This is a genomic window from Corynebacterium jeddahense (assembly GCF_028609865.1).
GTDB lineage: Bacteria > Actinomycetota > Actinomycetes > Mycobacteriales > Mycobacteriaceae > Corynebacterium > Corynebacterium jeddahense.
This window is the reverse complement of sequence record NZ_CP063194.1, coordinates 1,756,915-1,773,658: the sequence shown is the minus strand read 5'-3', so window position 1 is coordinate 1,773,658 and position 16,744 is coordinate 1,756,915. Positions and strand designations below refer to the sequence as shown.

15 protein-coding genes are annotated in these 16,744 nt (G+C 69.6%); 3 read left to right on the top strand and 12 right to left on the bottom strand.

The features are described 5' to 3' along the window. Nucleotides 1-4: 4 nt before the first annotated feature. From CJEDD_RS08590 to sucB, 8 genes are all read right to left on the bottom strand, one after another. Nucleotides 5-790, bottom strand: coding sequence for a DUF4191 domain-containing protein (locus tag CJEDD_RS08590; protein WP_042409600.1), 786 nt, complete (start codon nucleotides 788-790; stop codon nucleotides 5-7). Nucleotides 791-833: 43 nt separating this feature from the next. Then, nucleotides 834-1,877 carry a lipoyl synthase gene (lipA, locus tag CJEDD_RS08585; RefSeq protein ID WP_273657475.1) on the bottom strand — a complete coding sequence of 348 codons (1,044 nt, stop codon included), beginning with the start codon at nucleotides 1,875-1,877 and terminating at the stop codon, nucleotides 834-836. 5 nt (nucleotides 1,878-1,882) lie between these two features. Then, a complete protein-coding gene (gene lipB, locus CJEDD_RS08580; RefSeq protein WP_042405600.1) occupies nucleotides 1,883-2,668 on the bottom strand; it encodes a lipoyl(octanoyl) transferase LipB in 786 nt (261 codons plus the stop codon). A gap of 18 nt (nucleotides 2,669-2,686) precedes the next feature. Next, nucleotides 2,687-3,079: a glycine cleavage system protein GcvH gene (gene gcvH, locus CJEDD_RS08575; protein WP_042405602.1), complete on the bottom strand. Its 393-nt coding sequence runs from the start codon at nucleotides 3,077-3,079 to the stop codon at nucleotides 2,687-2,689. A gap of 2 nt (nucleotides 3,080-3,081) precedes the next feature. After that, nucleotides 3,082-4,167, bottom strand: a complete 1,086-nt coding sequence (gcvT, locus tag CJEDD_RS08570) for a glycine cleavage system aminomethyltransferase GcvT (RefSeq protein ID WP_042405604.1) — start codon at nucleotides 4,165-4,167, stop codon at nucleotides 3,082-3,084. A 12-nt stretch (nucleotides 4,168-4,179) separates the two neighbouring features. Then, entirely contained in the window at nucleotides 4,180-7,044 is a 2,865-nt protein-coding gene (gcvP, locus tag CJEDD_RS08565; RefSeq protein ID WP_042405606.1) for an aminomethyl-transferring glycine dehydrogenase, read from the bottom strand. 96 nt (nucleotides 7,045-7,140) lie between these two features. Beyond that, nucleotides 7,141-8,853, bottom strand: a complete 1,713-nt coding sequence (locus tag CJEDD_RS08560) for a dihydroxyacetone kinase family protein (protein ID WP_042405608.1) — start codon at nucleotides 8,851-8,853, stop codon at nucleotides 7,141-7,143. A 69-nt stretch (nucleotides 8,854-8,922) separates the two neighbouring features. Then, nucleotides 8,923-11,148 carry a 2-oxoglutarate dehydrogenase, E2 component, dihydrolipoamide succinyltransferase gene (gene sucB / locus CJEDD_RS08555; protein WP_042405609.1) on the bottom strand — a complete coding sequence of 742 codons (2,226 nt, stop codon included), beginning with the start codon at nucleotides 11,146-11,148 and terminating at the stop codon, nucleotides 8,923-8,925. A gap of 122 nt (nucleotides 11,149-11,270) precedes the next feature. On the opposite strand from sucB, the gene CJEDD_RS08550 reads away from it, so the two are divergent. After that, nucleotides 11,271-11,666: a hypothetical protein gene (locus CJEDD_RS08550; protein WP_042405639.1), complete on the top strand. Its 396-nt coding sequence runs from the start codon at nucleotides 11,271-11,273 to the stop codon at nucleotides 11,664-11,666. Nucleotides 11,667-11,807: 141 nt separating this feature from the next. Here CJEDD_RS08550 and CJEDD_RS08545 read toward each other — a convergent pair whose 3' ends face one another. Both CJEDD_RS08545 and CJEDD_RS12280 read right to left on the bottom strand, forming a co-directional pair. Continuing rightward, the gene (locus tag CJEDD_RS08545) at nucleotides 11,808-12,965 is read right to left on the bottom strand and encodes a leucyl aminopeptidase (protein ID WP_332307882.1); all 1,158 of its coding nucleotides are present in this window, start codon (nucleotides 12,963-12,965) and stop codon (nucleotides 11,808-11,810) included. A 19-nt stretch (nucleotides 12,966-12,984) separates the two neighbouring features. Next, complete coding sequence (locus tag CJEDD_RS12280) at nucleotides 12,985-13,326, bottom strand: M17 family peptidase N-terminal domain-containing protein (RefSeq protein WP_332307883.1); 342 nt, start codon at nucleotides 13,324-13,326, stop codon at nucleotides 12,985-12,987. A 73-nt stretch (nucleotides 13,327-13,399) separates the two neighbouring features. On the opposite strand from CJEDD_RS12280, the gene CJEDD_RS08540 reads away from it, so the two are divergent. Further along, the gene (locus CJEDD_RS08540; protein WP_042405611.1) at nucleotides 13,400-14,506 is read left to right on the top strand and encodes a branched-chain amino acid aminotransferase; all 1,107 of its coding nucleotides are present in this window, start codon (nucleotides 13,400-13,402) and stop codon (nucleotides 14,504-14,506) included. Here CJEDD_RS08540 and CJEDD_RS08535 read toward each other — a convergent pair. Then, nucleotides 14,503-15,489 (bottom strand): nicotinate-nucleotide--dimethylbenzimidazole phosphoribosyltransferase, encoded by a 987-nt coding sequence (locus CJEDD_RS08535; protein WP_042405612.1) that lies wholly within the window; start codon nucleotides 15,487-15,489, stop codon nucleotides 14,503-14,505. The genes CJEDD_RS08540 and CJEDD_RS08535 overlap by 4 nt on opposite strands. Nucleotides 15,490-15,493: 4 nt before the next feature. Continuing rightward, nucleotides 15,494-16,201: a DUF3043 domain-containing protein gene (locus CJEDD_RS08530; RefSeq protein ID WP_042405614.1), complete on the bottom strand. Its 708-nt coding sequence runs from the start codon at nucleotides 16,199-16,201 to the stop codon at nucleotides 15,494-15,496. Between the two features lie 148 nt (nucleotides 16,202-16,349). On the opposite strand from CJEDD_RS08530, the gene CJEDD_RS08525 reads away from it, so the two are divergent. Beyond that, on the top strand, nucleotides 16,350-16,694 hold the full coding sequence (locus tag CJEDD_RS08525) for a HesB/IscA family protein (protein ID WP_042405617.1): 345 nt from the start codon (nucleotides 16,350-16,352) through the stop codon (nucleotides 16,692-16,694). Nucleotides 16,695-16,744: the final 50 nt, after the last annotated feature.

Here is a 16,744-nt window from a genome sequence, read left to right as displayed (position 1 = left end):
GCGCTTACTTCCCCTTGCGCTCCTGCATGCGGCGCATCTTGCGGTTCATGCCCGCCATGTTCTGCGCCTGCTTCGGCAGCGGGCCACCGGGCAGGCCGGCCGGCTGGCCGCCGCGGGTGCGCGAGTCCATCGCGTCGAGCTTGGCGGAGAAGTTGTACACCTCGTCCTTCTGGTAGTTCTTCGGCAGCTTGAGCAGGTGCTTCTGCAGGTCGCGGGTGCGCACCTGGCCCTCGCCCTCGCCGGCGTAGACCTCGAAGACCGGCACGCCGGCGAGCAGGCGCTCCACGCGCTTGCGCTCCTTCTGCATGAGCGGCTTGAGCCGCTTCGGGTCGCCCTCGCCGACGAGCACCACGCCGGGGTTGCCCACGACGCGGTGCACGGTGTCCATGTGGGTGTTGGCCTGCACGCCGGTCTTGGTCAGCCACACGATGCCCATCGTGTTGCGCATGTTCTCCAGCGTCCAGCCGGCGGCGCCGGGGGTGTCGCCGACCTCCTCGTACATCGACTTCTCCAGGCGGCGGGAGAAGATGAACATCGCCAACACCGCGCCGAGGATGAGGCCCATGACGAGCCAGAACCACTTCCAGCCCCACCACATGCCGAGGAGGAAGAAGAGCAGGCCGCCGCCGAGGACGCAGGCGACCATGATGGGCACGAGCGCCTTGTCGCGCTTGCGCTGGATGTCAAACGCCTGCTTGAGCTGCCCCCGTGTCGCCTTGCTCTTCGCGCGCTTCGCGGCGCGCTCTTCCTTTTTCGCCGCTTTCGCCGCGGCCTTGTCCTGCGTAGCCATGGCCCCAACTGTATGCCACGGCCCGCACGCGGGCCAAAGACCCCTAGCGGGTCTGCACAGGGTGGTCCGCGGACGCGCCGTACTTCTTCAGCAGCGTCGACGCCTCCTGGGCGGTATCGCCTTGCGACGTCTCCGCAAGGTGCTTCAGGTTCTCCGGCAGCTCGCGGCCCCGGTGCGCCATCGCCTCGACGTAGAGCTTGCCGGCGCGGTACGAGGAGCGCACGAGTGGGCCGGACATGACGGCGCCGAAGCCCATCTCGTAGGCGGCGTCGCGGTACTCGATGAACTCCTCCGGCTTCACCCACCGGTCGATCGGGTGGTACGTCGGGCCCGGTCGCAGGTACTGGGTGATGGTGATGATGTCGCAGCCAGCGTCGACCAGATCCTGCAGCGCCTCGAGGACCTCCTCGCGCGTCTCGCCCATGCCGAGGATGAGGTTGGACTTGGTGATCAGCCCGTAGTCGCGCGCCTGGCGGATCACGTCGAGGGAGCGCTCGTAGCGGAACGCCGGGCGGATGCGCTTGAAGATGCGCGGCACGGTCTCCAGGTTGTGCGCGAACACCTCGGGCTCGGCCTCGAAGACCTGCTGCAGCAGCTCCGGCTTGCCGGAGAAGTCCGGGGTGAGGTTCTCCACGCCGGTGTGCGGGTTGAGCTCGTGGATCTTGCGCACCACCTCGGCGTAGAGCCAGGCGCCCTCGTCCTCGAGGTCATCGCGCGTCACGCCCGTGATGGTGGAGTAGTTGAGGTTGAGGTCGCGCACCTCCTCGGCCACGCGGCGCGGCTCGTCGCGGTCGAGCGGGTCGGGGCGCCCAGAGGCGATGTCGCAGAAGTCGCAGCGGCGCGAGCAGCGCGACCCGCCGATAAGGAAGGTCGCCTCGCGCGACTCCCAGCACTCGTGGATGTTCGGGCAGCCGGCCTCCTGGCACACCGTGTGCAGCCCCGCGCCCTTGACCTTCTTCTTCATGTCCTCGTACTCGGGACCGGTCTTCACGGAGTTGCGGATCCACCGCGGCTTCGTCTCGATGGGGGTCTGCGAGTTGCGCGCCTCAACGCGCAGCAGCTTGCGGCCTTCTGGTGCTACAGTCACGCCTTTCACCGTACCTTCCGTGTCAAACCTTTGGACGGGTCGGGCCGGGTGGCAAACGTGTGGTCCGCCACCACCAGCTCCCCGGCGAGCGCGCGCTCCAGCTCGCGCACGACGGGCCCCGCCATCTCGGCCGGCGCGACGCCGCGGCCGAGCTCGAGCGACAGGGTGGTCACGTCCGCGTCGTCGATGCCGCACGCGACGATGTGCCCGTAGTGCTCGAGCGTGTTGTTGCAGTTCAGGCTCAGCCCGTGCATGGTCACCCCGCGGGTGATGCGGATGCCGAGGGCCGCGATTTTGCGCTCGCGTATCGACGCCTCCGGACTCACCGCCCGCGTCTCAGCCGGCACCCAGACCCCGGAGCGGCCGTCGATGCGCCCCGCCGTGGTCACGCCCGCGGCGCGCACGACCTGGATGAGCGCCTCCTCGAGCCGGCGCACGTAGTCGACGACGTCCACCGGCTCGGCGAGCTTGATGATCGGGTAGACCACGAGTTGGCCCTCCCCGTGCCACGTGATGCGCCCGCCGCGGTCCACGGGCACGACCGGCACGGGGTAGGACGGGTCCGGCATGTCCTCCGGCTGCGTGCGCTTGCCGGCGGTGAAGGTGGAGGGGTGCTCGAGGACGAGGATGGTGTCGGGTAGCTCGCCTTTGGCCCGTCGAGAAGCGATGTCCGCTTGGAGGTCCCACGCCTCCTGATAGTCGACGAGCCCCAGCTCGCGCACGTCAATGGGCGCGTCTGAGGCTCGGATGGATTTGTCGGCGGGGAAGAACGGGTCGCGCGGGGCAGTCATGCCCCAAGCGTAGTACCCCTAGTCCTCGACGCCGTTGGCGGAGGCGTACTCGTCGGCGCTGAGCAGCGGGCCGACCTCCTCGACCTCGACCTCGAAGAGCCAGCCCTCGCCGTACGGGTCGTTGTTGATGGCCTCGTACGCGCCGTCGATGTCCTCGTTCACGGCGGTGACGGTGCCGGTGACCGGCGAGTAGAGGTCGGAGACGGACTTGGTGGACTCCACCTCGCCGCAGGTCTCGCCGGCGGTGACGGTGTCGCCGACCTGCGGCAGCTCCGCGAAGACGACCTCGCCGAGGCGGTCGGCGGCGACGTGGGTGATGCCGACGCGCACGGTCTGGCCCGCGGCGTTATCCGGGGTGGCGTTGATCCACTCGTGGTCCTCGGAGTAGTAGAAGTCGGGCTTGAGTGCCATGGTTATGCGTCCTCTCGGGAGTAAAACGGGGTCGAGACAATAGTAAACGGGTAGCGGCGTCCGCGGATGTCGATCTCCACCTCGGTGCCGACCTCCGCGTGCTGCGGGTCGAGGTGTGCGAGCGCGACCGGGTGGCCCAGCGTCGGCGACGGCTGGCCGGAGGTGACCACGCCGATCTTCTCATCGCCGCCGGCGAGGAAGACCTGCGAGCCCTCGCGCGCGGCGCGGCGCTGCTCGGAGGCCAGGCCCGCGATGACAACGCTCGGCTCGCGGCCGGCGAGCGCGTCCTTGCCCACGAAGTCCGCCTCCTTCTTCGCAAACGCGCGGCCCATCCCGGCCTCGACCGGGGTGATGTCGGCGGTGAGCTCGTGGCCGTAGAGCGGCATCGCGGCCTCGAGGCGCAGCGAGTCGCGCGCGGCGAGCCCGCACGGGGTGCCGGCGCCGACGACGGCGTCCCACACGGTCGCGGCGTCGGCGTTGGCGATAAACAGCTCGAAGCCGTCTTCGCCGGTGTAGCCGGTGCGGGCGACGAAGACATCGACATCGCCCTGCTCGGCGTGCAGCGTCATCCACGCGCCGGAGTAGTAGGAGAGTGCGCCGGGGTCGTCGCTGAGCAGCGGCTGCAGCACCTCGAGCGCGCGCGGGCCCTGGACCGCGACGAGCGCGATGGCCTCCGAGTCGTTGCGCAGCTCGACGTCGAAGTCGCCCTTGCGCGCCTCGAACGCGGCCCACACGGTGGCGGTGTTCGCGGCGTTGGGCACGACCATGAAGTGGTCCTCGGCGAACTTGTAGGTGATCAGGTCGTCGAGGATGCCGCCGTCCTCGGCCACGATCATGGAGTACTTCGCCTTGCCCACCTTGAGCGCAGACAGGTTGGAGATGAGGGTGTAGTCCAAAAAGGCGGCGGCGTCGGGGCCCTGCACGTCGATCTCGCCCATGTGGGAGAGGTCGAAGATGCCCACGTCGGTGCGCACCGCGCGGTGCTCCTCGAGCTCGGAGGAGTACTTCAGCGGCATGGTCCAGCCGCCGAAGTCGGTGAAGGACGCCTGCAGGGCGTCGTGCTTGGCGTGCAGCGGGGTCTGTGGCATAGCTGGTTCTCCTTAGTACGATTCGTTCTTCTCGTCGACCACGACGTCGGTTTCCTCGACGACCTCCGGCGTGATGTCGAAGGCCTCCGGCGGCGGGCAGGCGCACTGCAGGTTGCGGTCGCCGAAGGCTTCGTCGATACGCCGCACCGGCGGGAAGTACTTCGCCCGCTCGAGGCTCGCGACCGGGTACGCGGCCTGCTCGCGCGTGAACTCGAACGGCCACTCGTCGCGGATCACGCTCGCCGCGGTGTACGGCGCGTTGTGGACGACGGACTTCTCGTACTCGATCTTCCCGTCGATGATGTCCTGGATCTCCGCGCGGATCGAGCGCATCGCCTCGATGAAGCGGTCGAGCTCGGCGAGGTCCTCGGACTCGGTCGGCTCGACCATGAGCGTGCCGGCGACCGGGAAGGCGAGGGTGGGGGCGTGGAAGCCGTAGTCGATGAGGCGCTTGGCCACATCGGCCGCGGTCACGCCCGACTGGTCGGTGAGCTCGCGCAGGTCGAGGATGCACTCGTGGCCCACGAGGCCCTCGTTGCCGGTGTAAAGCACCGGGAAGGAGTCCTGCAGCTGGCGCGCGATGTAGTTCGCGTTGAGCACCGCGTGCGCCGTCGCGCTGCGCAGCCCGGCCGCGCCGGACATCGCGATGTAGGCCCAGGAGATCGGCAGCACGCCCGCCGAGCCGTAGCGTGTCGACGCCACAGGCACCCCACCGTCGCCATCCAGCGCCGCGTTCGGGTCGCCCGGCAGGAACGGGATGAGGTGCTCCGCCACGCCGATCGGGCCGACGCCCGGGCCGCCGCCGCCGTGCGGGATGGTGAACGTCTTGTGCAGGTTGAGGTGGCTCACGTCGCCGCCGAAGTCGCCCGGGCGCGCGATGCCGGTGAGCGCGTTCATGTTCGCGCCGTCGATGTAGACCTGGCCGCCGGCCGCGTGCACCTTGTCGCACACGGTGCGCACGTCCGCCTCGTACACGCCGTGCGTGGACGGGTAGGTGAGCATGATCGCCGCGACGTGGCCCTCGTGCTTCGCCAGCTTCTCGTCGAGGTCCGCGATGTCGATGGAGCCGTCCTCGGCGGTCTTGACCACTACGACGCGCAGGTTCGCCAGCGTCGCGGACGCCGCGTTCGTGCCGTGCGCCGAGGCCGGGATGAGGCAGATGTCGCGCTCCGTCTCGCCGTTGGCCACGTGGTAGCCGCGGATGGCCAGCAGGCCCGCGAGCTCGCCGGTCGCGCCCGAGTTCGGCTGCACAGAGACCTCCGCGTAGCCGGTGATGGCGACGAGCCAGGAGCGGATCTCGTCGATGAGCTCGCGCCAGCCCTCGGTGTACTCGTCGGGGGTGTACGGGTGCACGTTTGCGAACTCCGGCCACGTGATGGCCTCCAGCCCCGCGGTGGGGTTGAGCTTCATCGTGCACGAGCCGAGCGGGATCATCGTGCGGTCGAGCGCGAGGTCCTTGTCGCCGAGCGCGCGGATGTAGCGCATCATCTGCGTCTCGGAGTGGATGCGGTTGAACGTCTCGTGGGTGAGGAAGTCGGTGGTGCGCCCCAGCGCCTGCGGCAGCCGCGCCTCGCCGGCCGCGCCGGGCTGCGCGCCGAAACCCGAGAGCAGCGCCGCGACGTCGGCGTCGGTGGTGTCCTCGCCGAACGAGACGCCGACGGTGGTCGCGTCGATCGCGCGCACGAGGTAGCCGTCCTGCGCCAGCTTGGCGACGACCTCCGGCGCGTCACCCACCTCCACCGCGACCGTGTCGAAGAACTCCGCGTGCTTCACCTTCACCCCGGCCTGCTCGAGGGCGGTGGCGAAGTCGGCGGCGCGCTGGTGCGCGGCGCTCGCGATCGCGGTGAGGCCCTCCGGCCCGTGGTAGACGGCGTACATCGACGCCGTGACGGCGAGCAGCGCCTGCGCGGTGCAGATGTTCGACGTCGCGCGCTCGCGGCGGATGTGCTGCTCGCGCGTCTGCAGCGCGAGGCGGTAGGCGGGGTAGCCCTCGGCGTCCTTGGACACGCCGACGAGGCGGCCCGGCATCTGGCGCTGCAGCTTCGCGCGCACCGCCATGTACGCCGCGTGCGGGCCACCGTAGAACAGCGGCACGCCGAAGCGCTGCGTCGAGCCGATGGCGATGTCCGCGCCGAGCTCGCCTGGGGACTCGAGGAGGGTGAGCGCGAGGATGTCCGCATCGACGGCGACGAGGCCGCCGCGGTCGTGGATCGCCTCGATCACCGGGCGCGGGTCCGCGATGTCGCCCTCGGTGCCAGGGTAGGCGAACACGGCGCCGACGAGGTCCTCGCCCACGACGCCCTCGGCGAGGTTCGCCACCTCGACCTCGAGGTCGATGGCGCGGGCGCGCTCGGCGGCGACCTTGATCACCTGCGGGTGCAGGCGCGCGTCGAGCAGCACGCGGCGGCCCTTCTTCACCACGCGCGACATGAGGCCGACGGCCTCCGCCGCGGCGGAGGCCTCGTCGAGCAGCGAGGCGTTCGCGATGTCGAGGCCGGAGAGGTCCTCAACCATCGTCTGGAAGTTGAGCAGCGCCTCGAGGCGGCCCTGCGAGATCTCCGCCTGGTACGGCGTGTAGGCGGTGTACCAGCCGGCGTCCTCGACCACGCCGCGGCGGATCACCGGCGGGGTGAGCGTGGAGTTAAAGCCCTGGCCGTAGAAGGCGCGCAGCACGCGGTTCTTGCCGGCGAGCTCGCGCAGGCGCGCCTGCGCCTCGTACTCCGTGAGCGCCTCCGGCAGCTCGAGCGGGCCGTCTGCCAGGATGCCAGACGGCACCGCCGCCGCGATCAGCGCATCGATCGAGTCGTACCCCAGCACACGCAGCAGTTCCTGCTGTTCGTGCTGGTCTGGGCCGATGTGGCGGGCGATGTAATCCAACTGGCGCTCCTTCTCCGGGGACGTTCAAACCACGGATCAGCATAGCGGGTCGCGCCCCCACCCAAGCCAGTTTCATACAAAGCTGTCTAGATGGGGCTAGAACTCGTCGACGCCCGCCTCGCCGAACAGCCACGTCACCGCGATCGCGCCTGGGTCCGGCACGTCCTTCGCGCTCCCGCCGAGGTACGAGGCGCGGCCCTTCTTCGCCTGCATCCCGCGCGTGGACTTCGCCCCCTCGACCGCCGGGCCGAAGACGTGCTCGAGCACATCGTCCACCGAGCCGTCGGCGTCCTTGGCGGCCTGCGCGGCGGGCGCGAGCGCGTCGATAAGCGTGTTGTCGCCCTCCTTCGCGCCGCCGAGGTCGGTGATCTGCTCGTTGCCGCGCGCGAGCCCGTCCGCGAGCGCCCCGGCGAACGCGCCGCCGTCCGCGTCGCGCGAGTCCACCCCGGCCTCCTCGAACGCGTCCGCCATCGCGCGGAAGAGCGTGCCCAGCACCGCCCCCGAGGTGCCGCCGGCGCGCACGAGCATGCGGTGGGCGAAGAAGTTGAGCACGTCGGCGTCCGAGCCCATTATCGGCGTATCGACGTCACCAAAGGCCGCCTCCATGTTTTGCCCGAAGTCGCCGTCCCCGGCCTGCCGGTCGAGCGCGGTGAGGTCGTCGAAGCCCCCGGCGAGGCGCTCCACGAACGCAGTGAGCCACGCGTTTTCCCCGCCCTCGTCGGGCTGCTCCACGTCGTCCACCGTCCGCGCGTCGGCGTACTCCGGGTCGCGCGCGACGGCGGGCCACGCCGGGGCGGACGTTTCGGCGTCGAGAAGCTCGAGCAGCTCCTCGTCGAGCATCGTGAGCGTGAGTGAGATGCCGGCCATGTTCAGCGAGGTCACCAGCGAGCCACGGATCCCGCGGCGCACCGTGACCCCGCGGTCTGCGAGCTGTGTGAGCGCCTCGCCGAAGACGAGGTCCATCTCCAGCTCGCTCGTGCCGCCGAGGCCGTTGACGAGGAGGGCCACCTCCGCGCCGTCGGTGTCGACGCCGGCCTTGCCCAGCGATTCGAGGATGCCGTCGAGGAGCTCGGCGACCAACGCCGCCGCGCTCGGCCGCTTGTCCTCGTCCGTCTCGCGCCGCTCGACGCCCGGCTCGCCGTGGATGCCCACGCCGATTTCGATCTGGCCGTCCTCGAGGTCGAACGTGTCGCGGTCGCTGGTCGGGGAGTGGCCCGGCTGCAGCGCCACCGCCATGGAGCGTGACCGGTCAGCGGCACGCTGCGCCACCTCGGCCACGGCCTTGAGGCCGTCGCCACGGGCGGCGGCCGCCCCGGCGATCTTCTCCACGATGATGGTCGCGCCCGTGCCGCGTCGGCCCGGGGAGTCATCCTCCTCGTCGATCTCGGTGGCCACGTCGTCGGCGACGAGCACCTGCTCCACGTCGACGTTGGTGCTGTTGGCGGCCACGGTGAAGTTCATGACGTCGCCGGTGTAGTTCTTCACCACGTGCACGACACCCGCGCCGTTATCAGCCCACTCGGTGGCCGCGCCGATCTGCACCGCGTTCGGGGAGGTGAACAGGAGGCCTGGGCAGGCGGCGTCGAGCATGCCCGTGCCGACGAACCCGGCGTGCATCGGCTCGTGGCCCGACCCGCCGCCGGAGATGACGGCGACGCGGGGCGGGCCGGAGGTGGCGGCGTCCCGCATGAGCCCCACGAAGCCCTCGTCGTGCCACTGCGCGGACGGGTGGGCGGCGACGAGGCCGCCAAGCGCTTGGCGCATGAAGTGGTCTTTGTCGTTGCGGAATGATTTAAAAGTGTGAGCCATGCCACCACTGTACGCCGGCACGGCAAAGCCCGGCGCCGATCGTTGTGGCGCCGGGCTCAGCGGGAGGGGTTAGACGTCGAGGTCGGCCTCGAAGTCGCCCTGCTCGATGCGGTCCTTGATCGTGGTGACGAAGCGGCCCGCGTCAGCGCCGTCGATGAGCTGGTGGTCGTAGGTGAACGGCAGGTAGCACATCTGGCGGATCGCGATGGAGTCGATGCCGTCCTCGGTCACGATGACCGGGCGCTTCTCAATCGCGGCCGTACCCAGGATGCCGGCCTGCGGCGGGGTGAGCACCGGCGTATCCAGCAGCGCGCCCTCGGAACCGATGTTGGTCACCGTGAAGGTGGCGCCGGACAGGTCGTCCGGGCGCAGCTTCTTGTTGCGTGCGCGCTCGGCGAGGTCGGCGATCGCCTTCGCGATGTCGGCGAGGTTCATGTCCTGCACCTTCTTGATCACCGGCACGAGGAGGCCCTGCGGCGTATCGACGGCGATACCGATGTTCACGTCGGAGTGGTACGTGATCTCCTTCGCGTCAGCGTCGTAGGAGGCGTTGACGTTCGGGTGGGAGACCAGTGCCTCGGCCGCGGCCTTGACGAAGAACGCGAGGTACGTGATGTTTACGCCGTGCTTCTCGACGAACGCCGGCTTGACCTTCTTGCGCAGCTCCGCGACGCGCGTGACGTCGACCTCCTGCACGTGGGTGAGCTGCGCGGTGGTCTGCAGCGACTCGACCATCTTCGCGGCCGTGATCTCGCGGATGCGGTTCACGCGCTGGGTGGTGCCGATGAGCTCCGCCTTCGCCGGATCCACGGACTTCGTGGACCAGTTCGAGCGCGGGCCCTTGGCCTTTTCGGCCTCGCTGGTGACGGCCTTGGAGTCGGCACCCTTCGCGGCGCCCTCGGCCTTGCCACCCTCGACGGCGGCGAGGACGTCCTGCTTGCGGATTCGACCGCCGACGCCGGTGCCCTCGACCGTGCTCAGGTCCACGCCGTGCTTGTCGGCGAGCTTGCGCACGAGCGGGGTGACGTACGGGACGTTGTCGCCGTTGTTCACCTTCGCGGAGGCGTTCTTCGAATCGCCCTCGCTCTTCTCAGCCTTCTTCTCCGGCTTCTTCTCGTCCTGCTTCGGCTCCTCCTTGGACTCCTCAGTCTCCTCGGCCTCCTCGGCGTCCTTGGCGTCGGCCTCGACGTCCTCGGTGTCGGCGTCGGTGGACTTGGACTCCTTGGCGTCGTCGGCGTCGTCGTCATCGTCCTCGTCGGCGGCCGCCTCGGCGTCGCCAATGATCGCGATGGCCTGGCCGACCTCGACGGTGTCGTCCTCCTCGGCGAGGATCTTGATGAGGGTGCCCTCAACCGGCGACGGGATCTCCGTGTCGACCTTGTCGGTGGAGACCTCGAGCAGCGGCTCGTCAACCTCGACGAGGTCGCCGACCTCCTTCAGCCACGTGGTGATCGTGCCCTCGGTGACGGACTCGCCGAGCTCCGGCATCTCAACCTTGGTGCCCTCGCCGGAGCCCTTCTTGTTCTTGGAAGAGGACTTCTTCTCGGACTTCTTCGGCGCGTCCTCCGGGTTGTCGCCCTCGCCCTCGGCGGAGTTGTCGTCCTCGACCTCCTCGTCGGCGTCGGCGACGTCGTCGTCATCCTCGTCGGCGTCGGCGGAGCCCGCAGCGTCGGCGTCACCGATGCGCGCGATCACGTCGCCAACTTCGACGGTGTCGTCCTCCTCAGCGAGGATCTCGATGAGCGTGCCGGCGACCGGGGACGGGATCTCGGTGTCGACCTTGTCGGTGGAGACCTCGAGCAGGGGCTCGTCGACCTCGACCTCGTCGCCGACCTCCTTCAGCCACGTGGTGATCGTGCCTTCGGTGACGGACTCGCCGAGCTCCGGCATCTCCACGTCGGTGGCGTCGCCGGACGCCTTCTTGCCGGAGGACTTCTTCGCCGGCTTCTCTTCCTTCTTCTCGGTCTTCTTGTCGACCTCGGCGTCCTTGGCGTCGTCGTCCGAGTCCTTCTTGTTCTCGTCCTTGTCGGCGTCGTCGGAGGAGTCAGCTTCCTCGCCCTCGTCGCCGATGATGGCGATGACGTCGCCGATCTCGACCGTGTCGTCCTCGTCAGCCTTGATCTCCAGGATCACGCCGGCCACCGGGGAAGGGATTTCGGTGTCGACCTTGTCGGTGGAGACCTCGAGCAGCGGCTCGTCGACCTCGACAGTGTCGCCGACTTCCTTCAGCCACGTGGTGATCGTGCCTTCGGTGACTGATTCGCCCAGCTCGGGCATCTCAACTGAGTGCGCCATTTCTTAAAGTCTCCTCATTGAAACGTTGGAAGCTATACAGCCCAAAGCGTACCTGTATCCGGCGCGCTCCGTGGGCCAAGGGGTGACCTTTCCTACGTTTCAAGCCCCGTATGATGTGGGGCGTGTTCAACCTGTTCGGCAACAACAAAAAGTCCACGACGTTTAAACCGCCGCGCGCGCCGGGCGAGACCATCCGTGCCGAGGACGCGCAGTACCTGCGCGACTGGGTTGTCGGTCGCGCGTTCGTCGAGGGCTATGTTGAGCCGGAGACCATGGTCAACGAGATGTCGGTCGTCCTCGTGGACGAGCACGGCAACTACACCCGCCGACGCATCGGCGGCCCGAAAGGCATCGACCAGGTGGCGAACATGCTGGGCATCGTCCTCTACGACGTCGAGGAGACCGGCTACCCCGACCGGATGCGCAAGCGCATCGAGCAGGAGCGCATCCTGCGCAAGCGCGAGGAGCAGAAGGAGCGCCGCGCCAAATTCGAGCGCGGAGAGAACCCCTACGCGTAGCGACGCGTCCCCGCACCCGTTGCAAAAATCCGCAACCTGCGCTGGACGCCTGACCGGCTTTAAAACCCTAGCTCACAGACTCGTGCGCGCCGCCGCATGTTGATTTTTACAAACAACAGCCAGCCAGGCCCCAACACCCCGCTACCCGGCGAGCCTGGTGACCGCCTCCACCACCGTGCGCACCGGCGCGCCGGTCGCCCGCTTCGGCGTGTAGCCGTGCGCCCCGCCGCCGTTCCATGCCGGGCCGGCGACGTCGATGTGCGCCCACTCCACGTCCTCGGGCACGAACCGCGACAGGTACAGCCCGGCGAACAGCATCCCGCCGGTGCGCGCGTTGTGGGTGTTGCGGATGTCGGCGATGGGGGACTTGAGCTCGTCCTCCTGCTCCTCGAGAAGCGGCATCGCCCACGCCTGCTCGCCGACGGTTCGCCCGGCGTCGGCGACGAGGTCGCGCAGCTCGTCGGAGCCCATCACGCCGGCGGTGCGCGCGCCGAGCGCCACGAGCTGCGCGCCGGTGAGCGTCGCCGTCTCGATGAGGTAGTCCGGCGCGTCCTCGCAGGCGCGTGCGATGGCGTCGGCAAGCACGAGGCGTCCCTCGGCGTCGGTGTTGATCACCTCGCTGGTGATCCCGCCGTAGTGCGTGATCACGTCGCCCGGGCGCGTCGCGGACCCGGACGGCATGTTCTCGGCGAGGGGGAGCCAGGCGTCGACGCGGACGCCAAGACCCAGCCGCGCGATCGCCGCGAGCGCCGCGAGCTGCGCCGCCGAGCCGCCCATGTCGGAGATCATGTCCTCCATGCCCGAGCCGGGCTTGAGCGAGATGCCGCCGGTGTCGAAGGTGATGCCCTTGCCCACGAGGGCCACGCTTCTCGACGCACCTTCGGGCGCCCACGAAAGGTGCACGAGCCGCGGCGGGCGGGCCGAGCCGCGGCCGACGGCGAGGATGCCGCCGAAGCCGGCCTGCTCGAGCTGCGCCTCGTCGAACACCTCGACGTCGAGGCCCGCGGCCTGCGCGACCTCGCCCATCACGCCGGCGTAGGACTCGGGGTAGAGGAAGTTGGCGGGGGTGTTCACGAGGTCGCGGGCGAGGTTGACGGACTCCGCGACGATGACGGCGCGCTCGAACGCCTCACGCGCCGCGTCGTCGGCGCCGACGACGCTGACCTCGGTGGTCTGCGGCAGCTCCTCATCGGGGTTGTCCTCGTCAAGCGTCTCCGCGCGCGACTTCAGGCCGTTGTAGACGTAGCCGCCGAGCAGCAGGCCCTCGACGACCGCGCCCGCGCCAAATTCCGTGGACACAGCCGCGTGCTCGACGCCGTTAAGCGCCCGCGCCGCCGCGCCGGCGCCGCGGCGCCCGCGCCGCCGCGCCGGCGCCGCGGCGCACGGCCTCGTCGTCGATATCGGCGGCGTCGCCGAGGCCGAACGCGAGGACCAGGTGGCCGTCGAGAAGCAGGCGCGTCATCTCGCCTTCCGTACCCTTCGCGCCGACCGCGACGAGCGCCTCGAGCAGCCCGCGCGGGGCGAGCGCCGTGACGGGCACCTCGATGCCGTCCTCGCCTTGGGCGACGGGGATGAGCAGCGCGGCGTCCTCCGGTGCGGACGCCGCGAGGACGGTACGCACGGTGGTGCCGCGGGCGGGCAGGGAAACGTCGAAGGCCATGGAATTCACCTTTCGTGTAGCGGACAGGTTTCCCCGGACGAGCGTACTCAGCGGGGGGAGTAACGTTGGCCGCATGGCAGCAATCGAATTCGCAATCACCCCGTCCGACCACCCCGCATCCGACGCGGAGCGCGCGAAAACTCTGGAGGACCCGGCGTTCGGCCAGGAGTTCACCGACCACATGGTCTCCATCGACTGGACCGAGGACAAGGGCTGGCACAACGCGCAGGTGCGCGCGTACGGGCCGGTCACGCTCGACCCGGCCTCGAACGTGTTCCACTACGGGCAGGCGATCTTCGAGGGCCTCAAGGCCTACCGTCACACCGACGGCTCCATCACGGCGTTCCGCCCCGAGCAGAACGCCAAGCGCATGAAGAACTCTGCTCACCGCATGGCCATGCCGGAGCTTCCGGAGGAGATCTTCCTCGAGGCCGTCCGCCAGCTCGTGGACATCGACCGCGCGTGGGTGCCGGAGCCCGGCGGTGAGGCGTCGCTGTACCTGCGCCCGTTCATGATTGGCACGGAGAAGACGCTTGGCGTGAAGCCGTCGTCAAGCTACACGTTCTACGTCATCGCCTCCCCGGCGGGCGCGTACTTCTCCGGCGGCGTGAAGCCGGTGAGCGTGTGGATCTCCGAGGACTACGTCCGCGCAGCCCCCGGCGGCACCGGCGACGCGAAGTTCGCCGGCAACTACGCCGCGAGCCTCCTCGCCCAGCAGCAGGCTGCGGCGAAGGGCTGCGACCAGGTGGTCTGGCTCGACGCGTGCGAGCGCAAGTACATCGAGGAGATGGGCGGCATGAACCTCATGTTCGTCGAGGGCACGGGCGAGAACGCGAAGATCATCACCCCCGAGCTCTCCGGCTCGCTACTGCCGGGCATCACCCGCAAGTCTCTCCTCGAGGTCGCCGAGGACCTCGGCTACGCCACCGAGGAGCGCAAGATCACCGTCGACGAGTGGCGCTCCGGCGCCGAGGACGGCACGATCTCCGAGGCGATGGCGTGCGGGACCGCCGCCGTGATCACCCCGGTGGGCACGGTGAAGAGCAATGAGGGCGAGTTCACCGTCAACGGCAACGAGGCCGGCGAGGTCACCATGGAGTTGCGCGAGCGCCTGCGCGGCATCCAGACCGGCGACGTTGAGGATACGCACGGCTGGAACACCGTCCTCATCGAGGGCTAGTCGCGTATCGACGACCCTCCGGCCACCACCTCGCCCACCAGCTCCGCGGCGAGGTTGAGCTGGGGCAGCACGGCCAGGGCACCAGCGCCTTGGCCTGTTTTTATGCCCAGATCCGCCACCGGCGTGAGCTCGAGCGCCTGCAGGCACCCCTCGTGCGCGGGCTCGTCCGTGCGCTGCGCCGCGAGGAGCCAGCCCCTGGTGCCGGGGGCGAGGCGCTCGGCGACGTAGGCCGCGGTGGCGGGGTACGGGCCGTCGAAAAGCACGGGCGTGCGGCGCGCCGCGCACTGGGCGATGAACCCGGCGAGGAACGCGAAGTCTGGGCCCGAAAGCTCGGCGCAGACCCGCTCGGTGTCGTCGCGGAAGCCGCGGACGCGGAACATCGCGTCGCGCACCGCGGCGGTCTTGACCTTCCACACCTCGTCGTTCACGCCGGAGCCGCGGCCGACGGCCTTGACCGGCTCCGTGCGGGTGAACGTGCCGTAGAGCGCGGCGGCGACGGTGGTGTTGCCCACGCCGATGTCGCCGGGGACGATGAGGTCCGCGCCGGCGTCGATCTCGTGGTCGGCGACCTCGGCGCCCGCGGCGAGCGCGGCGTCCCACACCTCGCGAGGCACGGCGGACTCGACGTCGATGGCGCCGGTGGGGGCATCGAGGTAGTCCGCGATGAGCCGCACGCTCGCCCCAGACGCGCGGGCGGCCGCCTGCGCCGGGCCCGCGCCAGCCTCGAGCTCGGCGGCGCGCACAGCGCCCGCGTCGGCCGTCCACGCGGAGACGCCGCGCGTGGCGATGCCGTGGTTGCCGGCGACGACGATCGCGCGGGGGCGGGCGAACGGAGCGGGCACGTCGCGGCCCTGCGCGGCGGCGATCCACGCCCCGAGCGCGCCGAGCCTGCCCAGCGCGACCCCATTTGCGGAGCCCGCGAGCGCGTCGGCCACGGCGAGCGCGTGCGCCTGCTTCGGCGCCTCCACCGACGAAAACTGCATGGCGCTACACCTTCGCCCCGACGGCGACCCTCGGCTTCGGGGTGCGCCAGTTGCGCGGCTGCGTGGCGCGCGAGAACGCGTACATGCCCAGGCCGAAGCCGGTGTCCGCGTCCGGGAACTTCTTGCGCACGGCGCGGTTGGCGCCGCGGCCGATGACAAAGCCCTCGATGAAGATCGTGAGCATGAACACGAGGCTGAGCAGCGACAGTGCCGCGGAGACGCGCGGCAGCCACGTGCCGATGAGCATGATGAGCAGCAGCACGACCGCCGCCGGCATGACGTAGTTGTTGAAGAAGCGGCGCGAGTCCACCCAGTCGCGCACGTAGGCGCGCACTGGGCCCTTGTCGCGGTCGGTGAGGTAGCGCTCGTCGCCGGCGTCGATCTTCGCCTGCATCTCCCGGTTGCGGGCGCGGTTTTCTTCCCTGACCTCCTTCTTGTGCGCCTTCCACTCCTCTTTGGACATGGACTTTTTCAGCTCTTTTTCGCGCTGCCGGATCTGCGCGGGGGTCGCGGCGTTCGGGTCGCGCACCACGCCGCGCTTGATTTCTTGGTCGATGCGCTTCGGCGTCGGGCGCCCCTTCGGCGGCGTGTAGCCCTTCGGGAGCTTCGCCTCCGCCTGCGGCTCGGCCGTGGGGGAGGAGGCCTCGGGCAGCTCGACCTTCGTCGAACCCGCGCCGGCGTTCTGCTCGGATTTCTGCCAGGGAAGTTTCACGCACCCTAGGCTACAAGGCGCGCGGAGCTTCCCGGCAACGACCGGCAGCGACCGGGAATACCGGGGCGGCTGCCCCTGTTGCACCGCCTGTGGCGAGTGGGCGCGTAGCATGGGCGCCACTCGAAAGAGACGTTCGAAGGAGTACTCAATGACTGCACCTACTTCCGCAACCGGTGTGAATCTGTCCGAGGCCGCGGCGGCGAAGGCGAAGGCGCTGCTCGACCAGGAGGGCCGCAACGACCTCTCCCTGCGCATCGCGGTTCAGCCCGGCGGCTGCGCCGGCCTGCGCTACCAGCTCTACTTCGACGACCGCGACCTCGACGGCGACAAGGCCGACGTCGTCGGCGGCGTGCGCCTCGTCGTGGACAAGATGAGCGTGCCGTACCTCACCGGCGCCACCATCGATTTCGCTGACACGATCGAGCAGCAGGGCTTCACCATCGACAACCCCAACGCGGGTTCCGCCTGCGCCTGCGGCGACAGCTTCAACTAAGCGCCTGCGTATCGACGACAAGCACCTCCGGCCCGCCACGGGCCGGGGGT